Annotated in this window: 19 protein-coding genes; 9 read left to right on the top strand and 10 right to left on the bottom strand. The window is 70.5% G+C overall.

Annotated elements, in window-relative coordinates:
* Positions 1 to 3: 3 nt before the first annotated feature.
* Positions 4 to 663, bottom strand: a complete 660-nt coding sequence (locus J7I94_RS33520) for a maleylpyruvate isomerase family mycothiol-dependent enzyme (RefSeq protein WP_215173361.1) — start codon at positions 661 to 663, stop codon at positions 4 to 6.
* Between the two features lie 237 nt (positions 664 to 900).
* On the opposite strand from J7I94_RS33520, the gene J7I94_RS33515 reads away from it, so the two are divergent.
* From J7I94_RS33515 to J7I94_RS33500, 4 genes are all read left to right on the top strand, one after another.
* Complete coding sequence (locus J7I94_RS33515; RefSeq protein WP_215173359.1) at positions 901 to 2,262, top strand: extracellular solute-binding protein; 1,362 nt, start codon at positions 901 to 903, stop codon at positions 2,260 to 2,262.
* On the top strand, positions 2,259 to 3,128 hold the full coding sequence (locus J7I94_RS33510; protein WP_215173357.1) for a carbohydrate ABC transporter permease: 870 nt from the start codon (positions 2,259 to 2,261) through the stop codon (positions 3,126 to 3,128). Before J7I94_RS33515 ends, J7I94_RS33510 begins: the two co-directional genes overlap by 4 nt.
* A 5-nt stretch (positions 3,129 to 3,133) precedes the next feature.
* Positions 3,134 to 3,973 (top strand): carbohydrate ABC transporter permease, encoded by an 840-nt coding sequence (locus J7I94_RS33505; RefSeq protein WP_215173355.1) that lies wholly within the window; start codon positions 3,134 to 3,136, stop codon positions 3,971 to 3,973.
* Between the two features lie 129 nt (positions 3,974 to 4,102).
* Complete coding sequence (locus tag J7I94_RS33500; RefSeq protein WP_251076130.1) at positions 4,103 to 4,804, top strand: helix-turn-helix transcriptional regulator; 702 nt, start codon at positions 4,103 to 4,105, stop codon at positions 4,802 to 4,804.
* A 72-nt stretch (positions 4,805 to 4,876) separates the two neighbouring features.
* Here the strand turns inward: J7I94_RS33500 and J7I94_RS33495 are convergent, their stop codons facing one another.
* The gene (locus J7I94_RS33495) at positions 4,877 to 5,902 is read right to left on the bottom strand and encodes an ATP-dependent 6-phosphofructokinase (protein WP_215173351.1); all 1,026 of its coding nucleotides are present in this window, start codon (positions 5,900 to 5,902) and stop codon (positions 4,877 to 4,879) included.
* 246 nt (positions 5,903 to 6,148) lie between these two features.
* Between J7I94_RS33495 and pta the strand changes: the two genes are divergently transcribed.
* From pta to pyk, 3 genes are all read left to right on the top strand, one after another.
* On the top strand, positions 6,149 to 8,239 hold the full coding sequence (pta, locus tag J7I94_RS33490) for a phosphate acetyltransferase (RefSeq protein ID WP_215173344.1): 2,091 nt from the start codon (positions 6,149 to 6,151) through the stop codon (positions 8,237 to 8,239).
* Positions 8,236 to 9,453, top strand: coding sequence for an acetate kinase (locus J7I94_RS33485; protein WP_215173342.1), 1,218 nt, complete (start codon positions 8,236 to 8,238; stop codon positions 9,451 to 9,453). The genes pta and J7I94_RS33485 overlap by 4 nt, the downstream gene beginning before the upstream one ends.
* 85 nt (positions 9,454 to 9,538) lie before the next feature.
* A complete protein-coding gene (gene pyk, locus J7I94_RS33480) occupies positions 9,539 to 10,969 on the top strand; it encodes a pyruvate kinase (RefSeq protein ID WP_215173340.1) in 1,431 nt (476 codons plus the stop codon).
* 88 nt (positions 10,970 to 11,057) lie between these two features.
* On the opposite strand, the gene J7I94_RS33475 is transcribed toward pyk, so the two are convergent.
* From J7I94_RS33475 to J7I94_RS33460, 4 genes are all read right to left on the bottom strand, one after another.
* Positions 11,058 to 12,431 carry a hypothetical protein gene (locus J7I94_RS33475; protein WP_215173339.1) on the bottom strand — a complete coding sequence of 458 codons (1,374 nt, stop codon included), beginning with the start codon at positions 12,429 to 12,431 and terminating at the stop codon, positions 11,058 to 11,060.
* Entirely contained in the window at positions 12,421 to 12,945 is a 525-nt protein-coding gene (locus J7I94_RS33470) for a DUF6114 domain-containing protein (RefSeq protein WP_215173337.1), read from the bottom strand. Before J7I94_RS33470 ends, J7I94_RS33475 begins: the two co-directional genes overlap by 11 nt.
* A 92-nt stretch (positions 12,946 to 13,037) precedes the next feature.
* Positions 13,038 to 13,682: a DUF6230 family protein gene (locus tag J7I94_RS33465; protein ID WP_215173335.1), complete on the bottom strand. Its 645-nt coding sequence runs from the start codon at positions 13,680 to 13,682 to the stop codon at positions 13,038 to 13,040.
* Positions 13,683 to 14,334: 652 nt separating this feature from the next.
* Positions 14,335 to 15,309 carry a tetratricopeptide repeat protein gene (locus tag J7I94_RS33460; RefSeq protein ID WP_215173333.1) on the bottom strand — a complete coding sequence of 325 codons (975 nt, stop codon included), beginning with the start codon at positions 15,307 to 15,309 and terminating at the stop codon, positions 14,335 to 14,337.
* A 235-nt stretch (positions 15,310 to 15,544) separates the two neighbouring features.
* Between J7I94_RS33460 and J7I94_RS33455 the strand changes: the two genes are divergently transcribed.
* The gene (locus J7I94_RS33455) at positions 15,545 to 16,168 is read left to right on the top strand and encodes a TetR/AcrR family transcriptional regulator (protein ID WP_215173331.1); all 624 of its coding nucleotides are present in this window, start codon (positions 15,545 to 15,547) and stop codon (positions 16,166 to 16,168) included.
* Between the two features lie 21 nt (positions 16,169 to 16,189).
* Here J7I94_RS33455 and J7I94_RS33450 read toward each other — a convergent pair whose 3' ends face one another.
* From J7I94_RS33450 to J7I94_RS33440, 3 genes are all read right to left on the bottom strand, one after another.
* The gene (locus J7I94_RS33450; RefSeq protein WP_215173328.1) at positions 16,190 to 17,890 is read right to left on the bottom strand and encodes a methylmalonyl-CoA mutase; all 1,701 of its coding nucleotides are present in this window, start codon (positions 17,888 to 17,890) and stop codon (positions 16,190 to 16,192) included.
* Between the two features lie 80 nt (positions 17,891 to 17,970).
* Positions 17,971 to 18,312 carry a DUF3817 domain-containing protein gene (locus J7I94_RS33445; RefSeq protein ID WP_215173326.1) on the bottom strand — a complete coding sequence of 114 codons (342 nt, stop codon included), beginning with the start codon at positions 18,310 to 18,312 and terminating at the stop codon, positions 17,971 to 17,973.
* A gap of 54 nt (positions 18,313 to 18,366) precedes the next feature.
* Complete coding sequence (locus tag J7I94_RS33440; protein WP_215173324.1) at positions 18,367 to 18,876, bottom strand: MarR family winged helix-turn-helix transcriptional regulator; 510 nt, start codon at positions 18,874 to 18,876, stop codon at positions 18,367 to 18,369.
* Between the two features lie 319 nt (positions 18,877 to 19,195).
* On the opposite strand from J7I94_RS33440, the gene J7I94_RS33435 reads away from it, so the two are divergent.
* The gene (locus J7I94_RS33435) at positions 19,196 to 20,209 is read left to right on the top strand and encodes a glycoside hydrolase family 6 protein (protein WP_215173322.1); all 1,014 of its coding nucleotides are present in this window, start codon (positions 19,196 to 19,198) and stop codon (positions 20,207 to 20,209) included.
* Between the two features lie 6 nt (positions 20,210 to 20,215).
* Here the strand turns inward: J7I94_RS33435 and J7I94_RS33430 are convergent.
* A partial coding sequence (locus J7I94_RS33430; protein WP_215173320.1) for a kelch motif-containing protein occupies positions 20,216 to 21,359 on the bottom strand: 1,144 nt, incomplete at its 5' end.

Here is a 21,359-nt window from a genome sequence, read left to right as displayed (position 1 = left end):
GTGTCACCCGCAGCGACCCCGGAGCAGCTCCACACCCTCGCCTTCGAGGTCGTCGCAGTACGCCGCGCGCCCGGTCATCGCCATCACCAGGGCCAGGGTGGGACCGGTCACGAGGGCTCCGGAACCGGTGGTGAACGGACCGTCGTCCGCCACCAGCCTCAGGCCGCCGATCCGCCCCTTGGCGACGACCACCATGTCCGTCCCCGCGTAGTACTCGGCCACCTCCGTGACGACCCCGACCGGACCGGCACGGCGGATGCCCAGCGGGCGCCGGATGTCCGCGCCGTGGACGATCGTCTCGCCCAGCATGGCGATGGCGGGCAGGGGCGGCTTGGTGGTGCTCGGGACGATGCGCCGGAAGCGTTCGAGGGTCTCGTCCGGGCCCGCGCCGAGCTGCTCCGCCAGTCGTACGGCCACCTGCTTGTCGAAGTCGAACCGGCAGCGGATCACCCCCGCCAGCCAGCGCACGGTGGTGAGGCTCGCGCCCGCCGTCAGGTGCGCCAGTACCTGACGTACCGTCAGCCCGGCGCAGAACGACGGCGTTTCCCACTGCTCGTCCGTCAGCTCCGCGAGATCCGCCGCCAGCGCGGCGCGCTCGGCGTGGATCGAAGGCCATATGCCGGTCGCGCGGTCGCGGTCCGCTGTCCGTGCCGGATCAGTCATGGGGCGGTGCACTCCTGTCAGAGATCGTCAGAGTTCGTGAACTGCGGTGGCCCCGGTGGGGGCGCTCCCGGAGAAGACTCTCGCGCCGGAGCGAAGTCATCGCCGGTGAGCGATCCGATCACACGGCCGTACCTCCCCATCCCCCGCACACGCATTGACCCGGCCTGACGATTCCTCCTACGTTCACCGAGCAGCCATCCCGGCCACAACGACGTAGGCCACCAGGAGGTCGTACCCGTGCGATCCGCCCCTGCCCTGCTCCTCGCCTCCGCCCTCGCCGCCACCGCCCTCACCGCCTGCTCCGGCGGTTCCGGTGACGATCCCGACACGCTCAAGGTCTCCTTCAAGCAGTCCACGGACAACTCCGTCAAGGTGATGGACGACTACCTCGCCGGCGTCAAGAAGCAGTTCGAGAAGGCGCACCCCGGCAAGAAGGTCGACCTCGTCCCCGTGAAGGCCCCGGACTCGGAGTACTACACCAAGGTCCAGCAGATGCTGCGGTCCCCGAAGACCGCGCCGGACCTGGTCTACGAGGACACCTTCCTCATCAACTCGGACATCACCAGCGGGTATCTGAAGCCCCTCGATCCGTATCTGGCGAAGTGGAAGGACTGGGACCGGTTCATCGACACCGCGAAGGCCGCGGCGCGGGGCGAGGACGGGAAGACGTACGGCGTCCCGGACGGGACCGACACCCGGGGGCTGTGGTTCAGCAAGGACGTCTTCGCCAGGGCCGGGCTGCCCGCCGACTGGCAGCCGAGGACCTGGGACGACCTGCTGGCCGCCGCCCGCACCATCAAGGAGAAGGTGCCCGGCGTGATCCCCCTCAACGTCTACACCGGCAAGCCCGTCGGCGAGGGCGCCACCATGCAGGGCTTCCAGATGCTGCTGTACGGGACCGGTGACGGAAGCGGAGACCCGCTGTACGACAAGGCGTCGAAGAAGTGGATCACCCCGGGGAAGGGGTTCGAGGACGCCCTCTCCTTCGTGGAGACGGTGTACGAGGAGAAGCTCGGCCCCGAGGTGTCCGACGCGCTCGACCCCAACATCATGACCAGGGTGCGGGGCGAACTGCTGCCCGAGGGCAAGCTCGGCATCGCGCTGGACGGGTCCTGGCTGCCGCAGGACTGGCTGCCGGGGAGCGGGCACGAGTGGCCCGAGTGGTCCGAGGAACTGGGGCTCGCCGCCATGCCCACCCAGCACGGGCAGGCACCCGGCAAGGTCAGCATGTCGGGCGGCTGGGCCTGGTCGATCCCGGCCAGGGCGAGCAACCCCGGCCTCGCCTTCGAGTTCATCAAGACCATGCAGACCAAGGCCAACGCCCGGAAGTGGTACGTCGCCAACTCCGGCATCGCGGTCCGCGAGGACGTCGCCGCCGACCCGGCCTACGTCGACGCCCAGCCCGGCACCGCGTTCTTCACCGGCCTCGTCGCCCACACCCACTACCGGCCCGCCTACCCGGCGTACCCGAAGGTCTCCACCGCCATCCAGGAGGCCATGGAGGGCGTGACGACCGGTGACCGGTCGGTGGCGGAGGCGGTGCGCGACTACGACAGCGCCCTGCGCGAGGCCACCGACGACCAGGTGGTCGACAAGTGAGTCGAGCAGCGCGCCGGACCCTGGTCCGGGCGCTCCCCGTCGCCCCCGCCACCGTCCTGCTGCTGCTCTTCCTCGCCGGCCCGATCGTCTACTGCGTCGTCATCGCCTTCACCGACCTTCAACTGACCGGTCAGGCCGAGGAGTCGTTCGTCGGGTTCGACAACTTCCGACGCGCCTTCCAGGACGACGCGTTCCTCGACGCCGTATGGCTGACGCTGGTGTTCACGGTGCTGTCGTCGCTGGTCGGGCAGAACACCCTGGGGCTGGCGCTGGCCTCCCTGATGCGGCGGGCGTCGAAGCCGGTGCGGACGCTGGCCGGCGGGGTCGTCGTCACCGCGTGGGTGCTGCCGGAGGTCGTCGCGGGGTTCCTGCTGTACGCCTTCTTCCGCCGCGAGGGCACCCTGAACGCCGTACTGGACTGGCTCCACCTGCCCGCCCAGAACTGGCTGTTCACCCTCCCCATCCTGGCGGTGTCCTTCGCCAACGTGTGGCGGGGCACGGCGTTCTCGATGCTCGTCTACTCCGCCGCGCTCGACGAGATCCCCAAGGAGGTCACGGAGGCGGCGGAGGTCGACGGGGCGGGCGGGTGGCGTCGGCTGTGGCACGTCACCCTGCCGATGATCCGCCGTTCCATCGCCACCAACCTGATGCTCAACACCCTGCAGACCCTCTCCGTCTTCGGGCTGATCTGGGTGATGACGCGGGGCGGGCCCAGCGGCAGGAGCCAGACGCTGCCGCTGTACATGTACGAGCAGGCGTTCCAGAACAGCCTGATCGGCTACGGCACGGCGGTCGCCCTGCTCCTGCTGCTGATCGGGTCGCTGTTCTCGGTCGTGTACCTGCGGCTGCTGCGGACGGAGGTGTGAGAGTCATGGCCCGTACGCTCGCCTCCCGGCGGACGAGCCGCCGGCTGGCCGCCGACGCGGGGCTGCTGGTGGCCGTCGCCGCGTTCGCGCTGCCGCTGCTGTGGGTGGTGCTGTCCGCCCTGGACCCGCACGCGGGGCTGAGGGTGAAAGCCCCCGACGGTCTCACGCTCGACCACTTCGACGCGATCCTCACCGCCGACATCACCTTCACCCCGCTGCTCAACAGCCTGATCCTGTGCGGCGGCGCGACGGCGCTGACGGTGGCGTGCGCGGCGCTCGCCGCGTACCCGCTCTCCCGGTTCCGCTCCCGCCTCAACCGCCCCTTCCTCCTCACCGTCCTCTTCGCCACCTCCCTCCCCATCACGGCGATCATGGTGCCGGTGTACGCCCTGTTCGTCCGGGTGAACCTCATCGACACATTCCAGGGCACGATCTTCTTCTTCGCCGCCTCCCAGCTCCCCTTCGCCATCTGGCTGATGAAGAACTTCATGGACGGGGTCCCGAGGGAGCTGGAGGAGGCGGCCTGGACCGACGGGGCGTCGTCGTCACAGTCCCTGCTGCGGATCGTGCTGCCGCTGATGGGGCCGGGGGTGGCGGTGGTGACGGTGTTCTCGTTCGTCATGATGTGGGGGAACTTCTTCGTCCCCTTCATGCTGCTGCTCACCCCGGACCAGATGCCGGCCTCGGTCAGCATCAACGAGTTCTTCGGCAACCGCGGCATGGTGGCGTACGGGCAGCTCGCCGCGTTCTCGATCGTCTACTCGACGCCGGTGATCCTGCTCTACGTACTGATCTCCCGGCGCCTGGGCGGCGGCTTCGCGCTGGGAGGTGCCGTCAAGGGGTGACGGGGGCGGCGGGCGGACCGCGGGCGGGGGCCTCGTAGCCCTTAACGGGAATTCACAGGTTCAGTAGGTTCCTACGATCCGTGTTCCTGGCCGAACGGACCGTAGTCAAAGGCCGTACGGCCCCTTACCTTGTGGCCCGTGCCCCGACCCGAAGCCCTCCCGGACCAGCCCGACCAGCCCGCGTCCCCCTTCGACCCCCGGGCCGCCCACCGGTTACGCATCGCCCTCGGCATGGGCCCCGAACACGTCGCCCGCGACATGCGGGTCTCCTACGGACTGCCGTACGTCGGCCCGGATCTGGTCCTCGCCTGGGAACGGGGCGAGGCCGGCCCCTCCGACTCCGAACTCACCGCCCTCGCGGGCACGTTGTGGTGCTCGCCGACCGATCTCCTCGCCCGTCCCCGCACTCTGCGCGAACACCGCCTCGCGCACGGCCTCGCCCCCGAGGACGTCGCCCGCGCGGTCGGCGTCGACGCGCGCGCCTATCTGCGGCTGGAGGAGAAGGACGCCTGGCGGGGCACCGACCGCCAGTCGGCGGCGCTCATCGACCTGTTCGGCCTGACGCCGCCCGAGTACGTCACCGTCACCGGGCAGGACGAGCGGCTCACCGAACTGCTGCGCAAAGCCGTGACCACCCGCTGGCAGGGACACGCCCGGGGCATCGCCAAGCTCGTACCCCTGGACCGGGCCCTGGTGGAGGACGTCCTGCGCGACCTGCACGCCGAGTACCAGGCCCGCCTGGCCACCCCGGGCGGCCTCGACCTGCGCGACCGGGTCCTGGAGTACTTCTGGACGGCGGTCGAGAAGGAGACCGGGGCCGGCGGGCCCTAGAAAGCCCCAAGAAGCCCCAGGAAGCCCTGGTAAACCTGAGGATGAGGAAGCCCCGGAAAGCCCCAGAACGCCCTAGAAGACCGACTCCGCCTCGACGATCCGGTCCTTCGGCACCGTCTTCAGCTCGGTCACCGCCTCGGCCAGCGGCACCATCACCACGTCGGTGCCGCGCAGCGCCGTCATCCGGCCGAAGTCGCCCCGGTGCGCCGCCTCCACGGCGTGCCAGCCGAAGCGGGTGGCGAGGACGCGGTCGTACGCGGTGGGCGTGCCGCCGCGCTGGACGTGGCCGAGGATGACCGGCTTGGCCTCCTTGCCGAGCCGGCGCTCCAGCTCGTACGCCAGTGCCGTGCCGATGCCCTGGAAGCGCTCGTGGCCGAACTGGTCGATCTCGCCGTGCCCGTAGTCCATGGAGCCCTCGACGGGGTGGGCGCCCTCGGCGACGCAGATCACCGCGAACTTCTTGCCCCGGGCGAACCGCTCCTCGACCATCTTGACCAGGTGGGAGGGGTCGAAGGGCCGCTCGGGCAGGCAGATGCCGTGCGCGCCGGCCGCCATGCCGGACTCCAGCGCGATCCAGCCGGCGTGCCGGCCCATGACCTCGACGACCATCACCCGCTGATGCGACTCGGCCGTGGTCTTCAGGCGGTCCATCGCCTCCGTCGCCACCCCGACGGCCGTGTCGAAGCCGAAGGTGCGGTCGGTGGAGGAGATGTCGTTGTCGATCGTCTTCGGCACGCCGACCACCGGCAGCCCGGCGTCCGACAGCATCCGGGCCGCGGTCAGCGTGCCCTCGCCGCCGATCGGGATCAGCGCGTCGATGCCGAAGTCACGGGCGATGTCGGCGGCGTTCTCGCAGGCCTCGCGGAGCCGGTCGCGCTCCAGCCGGGAGGAACCGAGGATGGTGCCGCCGCGGGCGAGGATGCCGCTGACGGCGTTCAGGTCGAGGGCGCGGTAGCGGCCGTCCAGCAGGCCGGCGTAGCCGTCCTCGAAGCCGATGACCTCGTCGCCGTACTGCGCGACCGCTCGGTGCACGACCGACCGGATCACGGCGTTCAGTCCGGGGCAGTCGCCGCCTGCGGTGAGAACTCCGATTCGCATCGTGCTGTGTCTCCTGCTCCCTGTCGGCACCGGTGAGGCACTGTCGATTGTTTCACGTCCCGCGGAACACCGCCGACGCTACATTGACGGGCGCCTTATCTACCACGAGAGGTATTGTCAAGAGGGTTCCGCTCACCTTGGTGGGCGATTTTTAACGCCGCCCTTTTGACGAGGGAACGGCGGGGAACAGCGACGGAAACCGATGGAACGACAGACACGACGGACCCGACGGAACGGAGAGCACGCGTGACGCGCAGCGTGTACGTGACCGGTATCGACCGCGGCGACGGCCGCCAGGTCGTCGAGCTGGGGGTCATGGAACTCCTGACCCGCCAGGTCGACCGGGTCGGCGTCTTCCGTCCCCTCGTCCACGACGGCCCCGACCGCCTCTTCGAGCTGCTGCGCGCCCGCTACCGGCTCTCCCAGGACCCGGCGACCGTCTACGGCATGGACTACCAGGAGGCGTCCGCCCTCCAGGCCGAGCAGGGCGCCGACGAACTGGTCTCCGCCCTGGTCGACCGCTTCCACCTGGTCGCCCGCGACTACGACGTGGTCCTCGTCCTCGGCACCGACTTCGCGGACACCCAGTTCCCCGACGAGCTGTCGCTCAACGCCCGGCTCGCCAACGAGTTCGGCGCCTCCGTGATCCCGGTGGTGGGCGGGCGCAAGCAGGCCGCGGACTCGGTCCTCGCCGAGACCCGCAACGCCTTCCGCGCCTACGACTCGCTCGGCTGCGACGTGCTGGCCATGGTCACCAACCGGGTCGCCCGCGAGGACCGGGACCTGATCGCCGAGCGGCTGGCCGGGCTGCTCCCGGCGCCCTGCTTCGTCGTCCCCGACGAGCCCGCGCTCTCCGCGCCCACCGTCTCCCAGATCGCCCACTCCCTCGGCGCCAAGGTGGTCCTCGGCGACGACTCGGGCCTGGCCCGGGACGCGCTGGACTTCGTCTTCGGCGGCGCCTCGCTGGCCAAGTTCCTCGGCGCCCTGACCCCCGGCTGCCTGGTCGTCACCCCCGGCGACCGCGCCGACCTGGTCATCGGCTCGCTCGCCGCGCACAGCGCCGGCACCCCGCCGATAGCCGGTGTGCTGCTCACCCTGGACGAGGTGCCCGGCGACGACGTCCTCACCCTCGCCGCCCGCCTCGCCCCCGGCACCCCCGTCCTGTCCGTGCCGGGCAACAGCTTCCCCACCGCCGAGCGGCTGTTCTCCCTGGAGGGCAAGCTGAACGCGGCCACCCCGCGCAAGGCGGAGACCGCCCTCGGCCTGTTCGAGCGGTACGTCGACACCGCCGCCCTCGACAAGCGCGTCCAGGCCCCGAGCAGCGACCGCGTCACGCCGATGATGTTCGAGCACAAGCTCCTGGAGCAGGCCCGCTCGAACCTGCGCCGGGTCGTCCTGCCCGAGGGCACCGAGCCGCGCGTCCTGCACGCGGCCGAGGTGCTGCTGCGCCGGGGCGTGTGCGACCTGACCCTGCTCGGCCCGGTCGAGCAGATCCGCAAGAAGGCCGCCGACCTCGGCATCGACCTCGGCGACTCCCAGCTGATCGACCCGGCCACCAGCGACCTGCGCGACCGCTTCGCCGAGCGCTACGCCGAACTGCGCGCCCACAAGGGCGTCACCGTGGAGCTGGCCTACGACGTCGTCTCCGACGTCAACTACTTCGGCACCCTGATGGTGCAGGAGGGCCTGGCCGACGGCATGGTGTCGGGGTCGGTGCACTCCACCGCCGCCACCATCCGCCCCGGCTTCGAGATCATCAAGACCAAGCCGGACGCGTCGATCGTCTCCTCGGTCTTCTTCATGTGCCTGGCCGACAAGGTGCTCGTCTACGGCGACTGCGCGGTCAACCCCGACCCGAACGCCGAGCAGCTCGCCGACATCGCCGTCCAGTCGGCGGCGACGGCGGCCCGGTTCGGCGTCGAGCCGCGCATCGCGATGCTGTCGTACTCCACCGGCACCTCCGGCTCCGGCGCCGACGTCGACAAGGTGCGCGAGGCCACGGAGATCGTCCGCTCCCGCCGGCCCGACCTGATGATCGAGGGCCCCATCCAGTACGACGCCGCCGTCGAACCGTCCGTCGCCGCGACCAAGCTCCCCGGCTCCGAGGTCGCCGGGCAGGCCACCGTGCTGATCTTCCCCGACCTCAACACCGGCAACAACACCTACAAGGCCGTGCAGCGATCGGCCGGCGCCATCGCCGTCGGCCCGGTCCTCCAGGGCCTGCGCAAGCCGGTCAACGACCTCTCCCGCGGCGCGCTGGTGCAGGACATCGTGAACACCGTCGCCATCACGGCCATCCAGGCCCAGTCCCCCATCGAGAAGGCTTCCGAACAGTGAGCAGCTCCCCCACCCGCGTCCTCGTCCTCAACTCCGGCTCCTCGTCGCTGAAGTACCAGCTGCTGGACATGCGGGACAGCAGCCGCCTCGCGGTGGGCCTGGTCGAGCGGATCGGCGAGCAGACCTCCCGGCTGAAGCACACCCACGTGACGAACGGCGACACCCGGGAACAGAACGGCCCGATCGCCGACCACGAGGCCGCCCTCAAGGCGGTCGCCGAGGAGCTGTCCCGCGACGGTCTGGGCCTGGACTCCCCCGAGCTGGCCGCGATCGGGCACCGGGTGGTGCACGGCGGCATGTTCTTCACCGAGCCCACCCTCATCGACGACCAGGTGCTCACCGAGGTCGAGCGCCTGATCCCGGTGGCGCCGCTGCACAACCCGGCCAACCTGACCGGTATCCGCACGGCGCAGTCACTGCGCCCCGAGCTGCCGCAGGTCGCGGTCTTCGACACGGCGTTCCACACGACCATGCCGGAGTCGGCGGCACGCTACGCGATCGACCCGAAGATCGCCGACCGGCACCGCATCCGCCGCTACGGCTTCCACGGCACCTCGCACGCGTACGTCTCCCGCGAGACCGCCCGGCTGCTGGGCAAGGACCCGGCGGACGTGAACGTCATCGTCCTCCACCTCGGCAACGGCGCCTCCGCCTCCGCGGTCGAGGGCGGCCGGTGCGTGGACACCTCCATGGGGCTGACGCCGTTGGAGGGACTGGTGATGGGTACCCGGTCGGGAGACCTGGACCCGGCGGTCATCTTCCATTTGGAGCGCGTTGGCGGAATGTCCACGGACGAGATCGACACTCTCCTCAACAAGAGGAGCGGCCTGTTCGGTCTGTGCGGCGACAACGACATGCGGGAGATCCGGCGCCGCGTGGACGCCGGGGACGAAGAGGCGAAGCTCGCCTTCGACATCTACATTCACCGTCTGAAGAAGTACATCGGCGCCTATTACGCCGTTCTCGGGCGGGTGGACGCGGTCGCGTTCACGGCCGGGGTCGGCGAGAACGCGGCACCGGTACGGGAAGCGGCCGTGGCGGGCCTGGAGGGACTGGGCCTGGCGGTCGACGCCGAGCTGAACGCCGTACGCGGCGACGGCCCCCGGCTGATCTCCCCCGAGGGCGCGCGGGTGAAGGTCGCGGTGGTGCCGACGGATGAGGAATTGGAGATCGCGACACAGACGTACGCGCTGGTCGAAAAGAACAGCCGATAAATACACGGGTGAGCATGCCCGCGCCCATATGTACGTTCCGCCAGGCGGAATATTCCGGAGCGAAACAAACCGATAGGATCGCCCCATGCGCCGTTCGAAAATCGTCTGTACTCTCGGCCCCGCGGTCGACTCCCACGAGCAGCTCGTCGCGCTGATCGAGGCCGGCATGAACGTGGCCCGCTTCAACTTCAGCCACGGCACCCACGCCGAGCACCAGGGCCGGTACGACCGGGTCCGGGCCGCCGCGAAGGAGACCGGCCGGGCCATCGGTGTGCTCGCCGACCTCCAGGGCCCGAAGATCCGCCTGGAGACCTTCGCCGAGGGTCCCGTCGAGCTGGTGCGCGGTGACGAGTTCACCATCACCACCGAGGACGTCCCGGGCGACAAGACGATCTGCGGTACGACGTACAAGGGCCTGCCCGGTGACGTCGCCAAGGGCGACCCGATCCTCATCAACGACGGCAACGTCGAGCTGAAGGTCACCGAGGTCGAGGGCCCCCGGGTGCGGACGATCGTCATCGAGGGCGGCGTCATCTCCGACCACAAGGGCATCAACCTGCCCGGCGCGGCCGTCAACGTCCCCGCGCTGTCCGAGAAGGACATCGAGGACCTCCGCTTCGCGCTGCGCATGGGCTGCGACCTGGTCGCGCTCTCCTTCGTCCGGGACGCCAAGGACGTCCAGGACGTGCACCGCGTGATGGACGAGGAGGGCCGCCGCGTCCCCGTCGTCGCCAAGGTGGAGAAGCCGCAGGCGGTCGAGAACATGGAGGACGTCGTCGCGGCGTTCGACGCCGTCATGGTCGCCCGCGGCGACCTGGCCGTCGAGTACCCGCTCGAGAAGGTCCCCATGGTGCAGAAGCGCCTGATCGAGCTGTGCCGCCGCAACGCCAAGCCGGTGATCGTCGCGACCCAGATGATGGAGTCGATGATCACCAACTCCCGCCCGACCCGCGCCGAGGCGTCCGACGTCGCCAACGCGATCCTGGACGGCGCGGACGCGGTCATGCTGTCGGCGGAGTCGAGCGTCGGCGCGTACCCGATCGAGACGGTCAAGACGATGTCGAAGATCGTCCAGGCGGCCGAGCAGGAGCTGCTCTCCAAGGGCCTGCAGCCCCTCGTCCCGGGCAAGAAGCCGCGCACGCAGGGCGGTTCGGTGGCCCGTGCCGCCGCCGAGATCGCCGACTTCCTCGGCGGCAAGGGCCTGGTGGCGTTCACCCAGTCCGGCGACACCGCCCGCCGGCTGTCCCGCTACCGCGCGGTCCAGCCGATCATCGCGTACACCACCGACGAGTCGACCCGCAACCAGCTGGCGCTGAGCTGGGGCGTTGAGTCGCACGTCGTGCCGTTCGTCAACTCCACCGACGAGATGGTCGACCTGGTGGACCAGGAGATGGTGAAGCTCAACCGCTTCAACCCCGGTGACATCGTGGTGATCACCGCCGGTTCGCCCCCCGGCGTCCCCGGCACCACCAACATGGTCCGAGTCCACCACCTGGGCGAGGCCGTCCGCGGCTGACCCTTCGGCCGTACGTCACTGAGGGCGCCCCCTGTGGCAGGGGGCGCCCTCGGTGTTGTGCGGCTCCCGGACGGGTCTGTGGTGTCGTTCAGTCGGTCATGTACTGGTGCAGCCCCGGGACGGTCAGGGTCCCGCCGAACTGTCCCGCCTGCACCACCTTCACGTTCGTGAAGTAGATCAGCGGGATGTCCAGCGGCGGCGGGTGCTCCGGGTCGAAGGTGATCGGGATCAGCCCCAGCAGGTTGCCGGAGATGCTCTCCGTGTACATCACCGTGTCGCCGTCGCGGATCGTGGACGTGGAGCCCTCGGCCGCCTGCACGTGGTGGGTCCTGCCGGTCGTCTCGTCGTGCACGATCTGGTGCAGGTCGCCGATGTCGGTGCCGTTGGAGATGACGTACTTCAGGACCTTCTTGGTGGTCCCGTCGGCCGTCCGCACCTCGACGATCCCCTTGTACGAGGCGCCCTTCAGGGTGAGCGAGCTGGCCTCCAGCTCCCAGGGGCGGTTCGGCAAAGGGAGGGTGTTGTCGACACCGCCCTCGGCGTCGGTGGCGATCGGGCAGTCCACGGCCGGGTCGGTGGAGGCGCTGGCGCTCGCGCTCGCGGAGGGGGTGGGGCTGGTGGACGTGCCGGTGCCGGTGTCGGTGCCGCCGGTGGTGGGCGAGGCGGTGGCCTCGTCGACGGTTTCCTCGGCGTCCCGTACCGCCTCGGACGCCTCGTCCGCTGCGTCGGAGGGGGCGCCCTCGTCCCCGCCGGAGCCGGACGGGCCGGCGGAGGCCGAGGCGGACGCGGAGGGGGTGGCCGACGGGGTGGTCGTGGCGCTCGCGGACTCCTCGGTGCTCTTGCCTCCGGTGAAGAGATCCTCAAGGGCGTCACCGATGCCTTCGAGCACGCCGCCGCCGCTAGCGGTGGCCGACGGGGAGGCGGAGGACCCGGTGGTGGTGGCGGACGGCTCGGGCTCGGCCTCTTCCTTGTCCTTGTCGTCGGAACCTGAATCCGACGAAGAGGAGGAGCCGGCCTTCTCTCCCGAGCCCGAGTCCGCACCCGCACCCGTACCCGCGCCCGCGCCCGTGTCCGTCTCGGACGGGCTCGGCTCCGTGCCGTCGTCGGCCTCACCGGCCCCGCTCGCGCTCGCCGAGGGCGACGCCGTGGCCGACGCCGAGGCATCGCCCTTGTCGTCCTTGTCGTCCCCGTCGCCCGTCAGCGCCTCCACGCAGGCCTTGTACTCGTCGGCCGTCAGGCTCTTCGACGTGGACGTCTGGTCGTTGCCGTCCGCGGCGGCCAGCGTCGGCGTGAACCCCATCCCCATGAGGACCGCCGTCGGCATCGCCGCCAGGGCTATCGCCTTGCCGGCCGGCACATGGAACCTGGTGAACAACGGTTTCCTGGGTGCCGCGTGGCGCGGCCCGGTTCTCACGCGGGACGCCTCCGCGTCAGCCCCGTGAGTCACCTCGTCAGCCGGCACTTCGCCTCCCGTTCGCCCCGTTGGCCGGGCTCGTTCCTGACAGATGGTTCGGCTCCTCCACCGCGCCCCCGGGGACATCGCCCCGTTCCCTGGTCAGCTGCGCCGGCTGCGGCTCGGCCGGTATGCCCGGCGCCCACGAGACGGCCATGGCCCCGCCGACGAGCGAGAGCATGAAGCCGACGACGAAGCCGCCGAAGTTGGACACGGGGATGGACACCAGGGCGAGCAGGATCGCCGCGACGCCGGCGAAGGTCCGCACGTGCTTCTGGAACCAGAGGCTGACGCCGAGGACGACCAGCAGCACGCCGATGATCAGAGAGCCGGCACCGGCCGTGGTGGACATGGCCACCGTCAGATTGCCGAACTTCAGGTTCGCGTACGGGAAGTACATGATCGGGAAGCCACCGAGCAGGACGAGCAGACCGGCCCAGAACGGCCGGGTGCCCCGCCAGTCTCGGAACTGCTGCCTACGGCGGGTGAACTGGCCGGCGGCGACAGGACTCTCGGCGTTCATGGAAAACAGCTCCCTGGATACAGCGTTGCTGTGGTGGTGATGTGGGGGTGAACGGGCGGGGGCGCGGCCGGCCCCCGCCCGTCAGCGAGGGCTCAGTAGCACTCGATGCCTTCGCCGTCGCCCTTCTTGAGCGACATGTGCAGACCGCTGAGCTTGAAGGTTCCGGCGGTGGTGGCCCACGCCGTCTGCTTCACGTCGGTCAGCACGGCCTCGTCGGCCTGCTGGGCGAAGCCGCCCGGGTTGGCCCGTTCGCTGTCGACCTCCGCCTTCTTCTGGCCGGGGCCCTTGTTGATGGACCCGGCCGCCACACCGATGTCGATGTTCTTGAAGGTGGCGTCCGCCTGCAGATCCGCGACGTCGATGTACAGCTGCTCGGCGTAGACCGCTTCCTGCTTCTGCGACGTGTCGCCGGCCTCCAGCCGCAGGGTGATGGGACCCAGCAGCGGGACCTTCGTCACGACCGACTGGCACAGCTTGTCGATCTCGGCGGAGGTGAACGCGGAGACGGCCACGGCGTTACGGCCGCTCGCGCCGTCGTTGTAGGCCCCGTACTGCGAGAACCCGTGACCGGTGAGCTCCTTGGCCGTCACCTTGAACTGCTGCCCCGACACACTGAACGAAGCGGCGAGCGCCCCCTGCGCCAGGGCGACGCCTATCGCGGCCGTCGCGGCGACGCTGGGCACCATGACCACAGCGAACCGCTTCCATCTGGTCCCACCACGCACTTGGGACTCCATATTTCCTCCTTCTCGGACGTACATCTCCTGGCCTCGGCTCGCCCCCAGACGGCGGCTCGGCCGGGCAGGGATGGGAGAAGTGCTACGTCCTCGGGAAGGAGAGCGCCCGCGGTCGACGGCGCGCACCACGCGCCCGAATCACCGGCGATCACCCCCGAGCGACAACCACTGGTCGCGCCTGACACGCATCACGCACAACCTTGCGGACAGGCTCCGCCGAAAAAGGGCGAAGACCCCCCTGTCCAAGGGCCGGCTCCACTGCCGCCGGTCCTGCTCGGTGGGGACCCAGGAAGCCCGTGACCCGATTGGCTGTCGGGGTACGGGAACGGACCGAGCGTGGCCGATCGTGGTGCATTCTCGCCGCCCGCACAAGGGGCGCCGTTACTGGCTAGTAACGGCGCGATAACCATGGGTCGACGCAGGGGTCCCGCCCCGCGACGCTGGGTGTCTCCGGGCGACGGGACAAAACCGTTCTTCGCCGGACAGATTCCGACACTCCCCTGCCGATGACTTACTCGCAGTAACAGCGGCCGCGATTACCAAGTTTCGGTAAAGCACGGCCGTCCTGCGGCTCCGCCGACGTTTCTCTTCACTCGGGCACCGCCCGGCCGGAAGATCGTCGGCCGGGCGGTCGGGGAAGGCGCGGGTCCGGTCAGAACAGGGCGCGGGCGAGTGCCCGGCGGGCCGCCGTCACCCGCGGGTCGTCGGCCCCGACGACCTCGAACAGCTCCAGCAGCCGCACCCGTACGGCGTCCCGTTCGTCGCCGAAGGTACGCCGCACCGTGTCGATGAGGCGCCCGAAGGCGTCCTCCACATGACCGCCGACCAGATCGAGGTCGGCGGCGGCGATCTGCGCCCGCACGTCGGCGGGCTTGTCGGCGGCGTCCTTGCGCACCTGCTGCGGGTCCAGGTCCTGCACCCGCTGGAGCAACTCGGCCTGGGCGAGACCGAGTCTGGCCTCCATGTTGCCCGGGTCCTCGTTCAGTACGTTCTGGTACGCGCGCACCGCGCCACCCAGATCGCCCGCGTCCAGGGCCTGTACGGCGGCCTCCAGCGCGGCGTCGTGCGGTCCGGCCGGGGCGGCGGGGGCCTGCTGGGCGGCGCCCGGGTCGGCCTCGGGGTCGACGACCAGGCCGGTGAGGCCGAAGCGCTGCTCGGCGACCTGCACCAGCTGGTCCAGGGTCTGGCGGATCTGGGCCTCGCCTGCGGCACCCTGGAAGAGCGGCAGCGCCTGCCCCGCGACCACCGCGAAGACGGCCGGGATGCCCTGGATGCCGAACTGCTGCATCAGCATCTGGTTGGCGTCGACGTCGATCTTGGCGAGCACGAACCGGCCGTTGTACTCGACGGTGAGCCGCTCCAGGACCGGGCTCAGCTGCTTGCAGGGCTCGCACCACTCGGCCCAGAAGTCGATGACGACCGGGACCTCGGTGGACCGCTGCAGGACATCGAGCTCGAAGCCCGCCTCGTCGACGTCGATGACGAGATCGGCGGGTGAGACGGCACCCCCGCCGCCCTGCTGCGCGGCCTGGGCGCGGGCCTGCTCCGCCTTGGCCTTGGCCTCCTGGGCCGCCTTCACCGCGGCGAGGTCGACGACCCCGCTCATGGACATGTTCCGTGGCTGCATGCGCCTATCCTCCCCCGTACCGCGCGCGTCCGTGAAAAGCGGCCTGAAACCCGCTCCGAAGTGTGCTGTTCGGCGCCAGGTCCCCACCTGGCGCCGGTGGTCGTCGCTCCAGCCTGAGGTCACCCTCGCTTTCGCTACGACTCGTAGCGTAATACCCTGCGCACCCCCCGCGATACGGCCCCTTGGTGATCTCCCTCACGGCATCCCCCGCCAAACCCGCGGATATGGTCGAGGGATGCCGAACCGCTCCCCCGCCGGTCGCTCCGGCCGCCCGCGCAGTGCGGCGGCCGACGCCGCGATCCTGGCCGCGACACGGGAGGCACTGGTCGAGCTGGGCTGGTCGAAACTGACGCTGGGCGACGTGGCGGCACGGGCCGGGGTCGCCAAGACGACCCTCTACCGCCGCTGGTCGGGCAAGAACGAGCTGGTCGTCGACGCGGTCGCCGAGCTGTTCGACGAACTCCGCCTGCCCGACTGCGGCTGCCTGGCCGCCGACATCGAGGGCGTGGTCCTCCAGTTCGCGTCGATCCTGGACCGCCCGGAGGCCCGCAGCGGCCTGATGGCGGTCGTCGCCGAGTCCACCCGCGACCCCGCCCTGCGCGAACGCATCCGCCGCTCGATCGTGGAACGCCAGAAGGGCCTGGTCCTGGAGGGCCGCGCCCGCGCCCAGGCCCGCGGCGAACTCCCGCCCCAGCCCGACCCGGACGAGGCCGCCCGCACGGTGGACCTGATCTTCGACGTGGTGGCGGGCGCGGTGGTGCACCGGACGCTGGTGAGCGCGGAGCCCGCGGACGAGGCGTGGGTACGGGGTTTCACGCGGGTCCTGCTGTCGGGCCTGACCTCCCGGCCGGCCGAGTAGGCCCCGGGGTGGGCCTGGGGGTCAGAACCCCGCCGGCTCCGTGTACACCCCCCACTCCTCCCGCAGCACCCCGCAGATCTCCCCGAGGGTCGCCTCCGCGCGTACCGCGTCCAGCATCGGCTCGATCATGTTGGCGCCGGAGCGGGCCGCGTCGAGCATGGCGTCGAGGGCGGCGCGTACGGCGGTGTCGTCGCGGCCGGCCCTGCGCTCGCCCAGCGCCCGCACCTGCTCCCGTTCCACCTCGTGGCTGACCCGGAGTATCTCCAGGTCGCCGGTGACGGAGCCGGTGTGGGTGTTGACGCCGACGACCCGTTTGTCGCCCTTCTCCAGCGACCGCTGGTAGCGGAAGGCGGACTCGGCGATCTCGCCGGTGAACCAGCCGTCCTCGATGCCGCGCAGGATGCCGGAGGTCATCGGGCCGATGGGGTGCCGCCCATCGGGGTGCGCCCGGAGCCCGCGCTCCCTGATCCGCTCGAAGATCTTCTCCGCGTCCGCCTCGATCCGGTCCGTCAGCTGTTCGACGTACCAGGAGCCGCCGAGCGGGTCGGCCACGTTGGCGACGCCGGTCTCCTCCATCAGGACCTGCTGGGTGCGCAGGGCGATCTCCGCCGCCTGTTCGGAGGGGAGGGCGAGGGTCTCGTCGAGGGCGTTGGTGTGCAGGGAGTTGGTGCCGCCCAGCACGGCCGCCAGGGCCTCCACCGCCGTACGGACCACGTTGTTGTACGGCTGCTGCGCGGTGAGGGAGACGCCGGCGGTCTGGGTGTGGAAGCGCAGCCACTGGGACTTCTCCGACCTCGCCCCGTACACGTCGCGCATCCAGCGGGCCCAGATGCGGCGGGCCGCGCGGAATTTCGCGATCTCCTCGAAGAAGTCGACGTGCGCGTCGAAGAAGAAGGACAGGCCGGGCGCGAAGGTGTCGATGTCCAGGCCGCGGGAGATGCCCAGCTCCACGTACCCGAAGCCGTCGGCCAGGGTGTACGCCAGCTCCTGCGCGGCCGTGGAGCCGGCCTCGCGGATGTGGTAGCCGGAGACGGAGAGCGGCTTGTAGGCGGGGATGCCGGCCGCGCAGTACTCCATCAGGTCGCCGATCAGGCGCAGGTGCGGCTCGGGCTGGAAGAGCCACTCCTTCTGGGCGATGTACTCCTTGAAGATGTCGGTCTGGAGCGTGCCGTTCAGCACGGACGGTTCGACGCCCTGGCGCTCGGCGGCGACCAGGTACATGCAGAAGACGGGGACGGCCGGGCCGCTGATCGTCATCGACGTCGTGACGTCGCCGAGCGGGATGTCGCGGAAGAGGACCTCCATGTCGGCGGCCGAGTCGATGGCCACCCCGCAGTGGCCGACCTCGCCGAGCGAGCGCGGGTCGTCGGAGTCGCGGCCCATCAGCGTCGGCATGTCGAAGGCGACCGAGAGGCCGCCGCCGCCGTTGCGGAGGATCATCCGGTAGCGCTCGTTGGTCTGCTCGGCGTTGCCGAAACCGGCGAACTGGCGGATCGTCCAGGTCCGGCCCCGGTAGCCGGTCGGGTACAGGCCACGGGTGAAGGGGTACTCGCCCGGCCAGCCGATCCGCTCGAAGCCCTGGTAGGTGTCCCCGGGGCGGGGGCCGTACACCGGCTCCACGGGATCACCGGAGAGCGTCGTGAAGTCCGCGTCGCGCTTGCGCGCCGCGTCGTACCGGGCCTGCCAGCGTCGGCGGCCCTCCTCTATGGCGTCAGCGTCCATACCCTCGAATTTACTAGGACGTCCTAGTATCTGTCGACGGCAAACCGCCGTACGTGTGTACGGCGGTGGCGGCGGGTGCCCTACGCCTTGACGGGCGCGGGACCGCCGGCCTCGGTGAACTTCGCCTGGAGTTCCGGGGTGATCCTGCGTTCGACGAAGAACGCGGCCGTCGGGATGGTCCCAGCGAGCAGCACCCACAGCTGCTTCTTGACCGGCCACTTCGCCTTGGCGCCCAGGTCGAAGGCGAAGACGAGGTAGATGACGTAGAGCCAGCCGTGCGCGATGCTGACGACGCGGGTGAAGTCGTCGGCACCGTTCATGTCCAGCACGTACTTGCCGATCATGCCGAGGCACAGCAGGATCAGCAGGACACCGGTGACGTACGCCATGACCCGGTAGCGGGTCAGCACGCTCTTTTTCATGGGTACGAGCGTAACGAGGCGTTCCGGGCGATCTTGCGGCGCCCCGCCCCCGGCTCAGTCCTCTTCGAAGTCGCCCGCGGCCACCCGCAGCGGGCGCAGCATCGCGAAGATCTCGCCGCACTCCTCGGCGTCGTAGGCACCCAGGCCGAAGTCCATGGCCATCAGGTCGCGGGTGGCGGATTCGACCACCTCGCGGCCCTTGTCGGTGATCGAGGCGAGGGTGCCGCGACCGTCGTTGGGGTTGGGGCGCTTGGCGACGAAGCCCGAGGTGACCAGGCGGTCGACGGTGTTCGTGACCGAGGTGGGGTGGACCATGAGCCGTTCGCCGATCTTGGACATCGGCAGTTCGCCCGACTTGGAGAAGGTGAGCAGCACCAGCGCCTCGTACCGCGCGAAGGTCAGCCCGTACGGCTTGACCACCGCGTCGACCTCGGCCAGCAGGATCTGCTGGGCCCGCATGATCGAGGTGATGGCGGCCATGGAGGGCACGTTGCCCCAGCGGCGCTTCCAGCTTTCGTCGGCGCGGGCGATGGGGTCGAAGGAGAGACTGAGGGGCTTCGGCACGGCATCAGACCTTACCGGCCGGTCACATGCCGGTCAGCTCCGTCCCGCTTTTCGGACCGGGCGGCGCCGGGCCGCCGGCCGGTCCGAAACACGGTCGCCGGCCGCTGGTCGCGCTCCCCGGTCGCTGGTCGCGGCCGCCGGCCGCTGGTCGGGGTCACCGGTCGCCGGTCGCCGGTCGCCGGTCGCCGGTCGCCGGTCGCCGGTCGCCGGTCAGTGGCGTACTCGGTCGCGGGCATGGCGATGCGAGGGGCGACGCGCCCGGTATGTAACGATGCGCGGTGGATCGTTACGCTTTCTTTCCTCTGCTTCAGGGAGCAGCATGTTCCGGCTGATCCGCACCCTCGCGCCCGTCACCGCCCTCGGGCTCGCGGCGGGCTGTTCCTCCGCGGCCGACGTCGACGAGGCGTCCGTGGCCGCGGTCCCCTCCCGGAAGGCGGCCGGCTCCGACTTCTGGGTCGACCCGGACAGCCCCGCCGCCCGGCAGGGCCGGCAGTGGCAGCGCCAGGGCCGTTCCCAGGACGCCGAACTCCTCCAGCGGATCGCCGGGCAGCCCGCCGCGCTCTGGCCGGCCGGCGAGATCGACCCGACGCCGCTGGTGCGCAGGGCCACCCGGGCGGCGACGAAGGCGGGGAAGACGGTCCTGCTGACCGCCTACAACATCCCGCACCGCGACTGCGGCCAGCACTCCGCCGGAGGTGCGGCCGGCGCGGCGGCCTACCGGCAGTGGATCGGGAAGTTCGCCGACGCCATCGGTGACGCCAAGGCCCTGGTGGTGCTGGAGCCCGACGCCGTCGCGCACATCGTCGACGGCTGCACGCCCGGCGAGCTGCACGCCGAGCGGGAGCGGCTGCTGGGCGAGGCGATCACCCGGCTGAAGGAGCAGCCGCACACCAAGGTCTACCTCGACGCGGGCAACCCCTCCTGGATCAAGGACCCCTGGGCGCTGGTCGAGCCGCTGAAGCGGGCCGGGATCGAGGCGGCCGACGGCTTCGCGCTCAACGTCTCCAACTTCCAGACGAACGCCGACACCACGGCGTACGGCAAGAAGCTGTCCCAGGGGCTGGGCGGCAAGCACTTCGTGATCGACACCAGCCGCAACGGCAACGGGCCGCTGCCCGGCGTCTGGTGCAACCCGCCCGGCCGGGCGCTGGGCACCCGGCCGACCACCGACACCGGGGACCCGGTCGTCGACGCGTACCTGTGGATCAAGCGGCCCGGGGAGTCGGACGGCACCTGCGCGGGCGGGCCGGACGCCGGGCGGTGGTGGCCGGAGTACGCGCTGGGGCTGGCCCGTAACGCCCGTGGTGCCGGTGATGCCCGTGATGCGGAGTGACCTGGTCTACTCGACTTTGATCCACTTCGCCTTCGACGGGGTGCCGGCCGAGTCGGTGACGAAGAGCATGTACCAGCCGGGCGGGACCAGGGTGCGGTCCTCGGGGATGTCGAAGGTGACCGACTTCCCCTTCTTGGTCACGTCGAGTGCGATGGAGCGCTGTTCGACGTCGGTGGTGTGGGTCACCGCGCTCGGGCGCATCAGGCGGGCCTCGGCGATCCGGTCGGGGTGGTCGGTGCGGTAGGTGACGCGGTGGTCGGCGTCGAGGGTCTCCGGGCCGTCCTTCAGGGCCGGGCGGGCGGCCGTGTCGCGGTGCAGCGCCGGCGGGGTGAAGACCTCCATCCGCTGCTCGAAGTGGCCGAGCTTGGTGTTCTGCTGGTCGTCGAAGAGCGGGTCGGAGCCGAAGGTGGCGACCCGGCCGTCGGGCAGCAGCAGCGCCTCGGAGTGGTAGTTGCGGCCCACGGCGGGCGCGGCGGCCTCCTTGAACGCGTTGGTCCTCGGGTCGTAGAACTGCGCCTTGAGGATGTTGCTGGCGCTGCGGCCGCGGTAGTCCTCGGAGCCGTTGGACGTGAAGACGGTGTCGTCCGGCATGATCACGCTGTTCAGGTAGCGGGTGCCCTGGGGGAGGTCGGGGCCGGGCTTGAAGGCCGGGTTGTCCTCCTTGAGGTCGACGACGGCCGTGCGCGGGGTCGACTTCTTCGACTCGCCGACCCCGCCGCCGCCCAGCACCATCACCTTCTGGTCCTGCGCGGGGGGCAGGAGGAGGGACGCGGAGGTTTCGAGCTGGTCGGGGTCGGTGAGGCCGGGGACCTTCTGGAAGGTGTTGGTCTCCAGGTCCCACAGGCCGGGGACGCGGCCCTGGTCGGCGGGGCCGTAACCGGCGTTGGAACCGGAGTAGAAGAGCTTGCCGCCCTTGGTGAGGAAGAGGGCGGGATACGTGGGGAAGTAGCGCTTGGGGCCCGGTGACCACTTCTTGGTCTTCGGGTCGTAGATCTCGTTGTCGCCCGGGTCGATCATGCCGACGTCGTCCAGGCCGGAGGCGGCGAGGACGCGGCCGTCGTCCAGGCCGACGAGGGTCGGGTACCAGCGGGCCTTGTCCATCGGGTCGACGGGGATGTACTTCTCGGCGACCGGGTCGAACTCGTAGGCG

It is taken from the genome of Streptomyces sp. ISL-12, from assembly GCF_018614415.1.
Taxonomy (GTDB): domain Bacteria; phylum Actinomycetota; class Actinomycetes; order Streptomycetales; family Streptomycetaceae; genus Streptomyces.
Note: the sequence above shows the minus strand (reverse complement) of the source record. Positions and strands in the feature narration are given on the sequence as shown.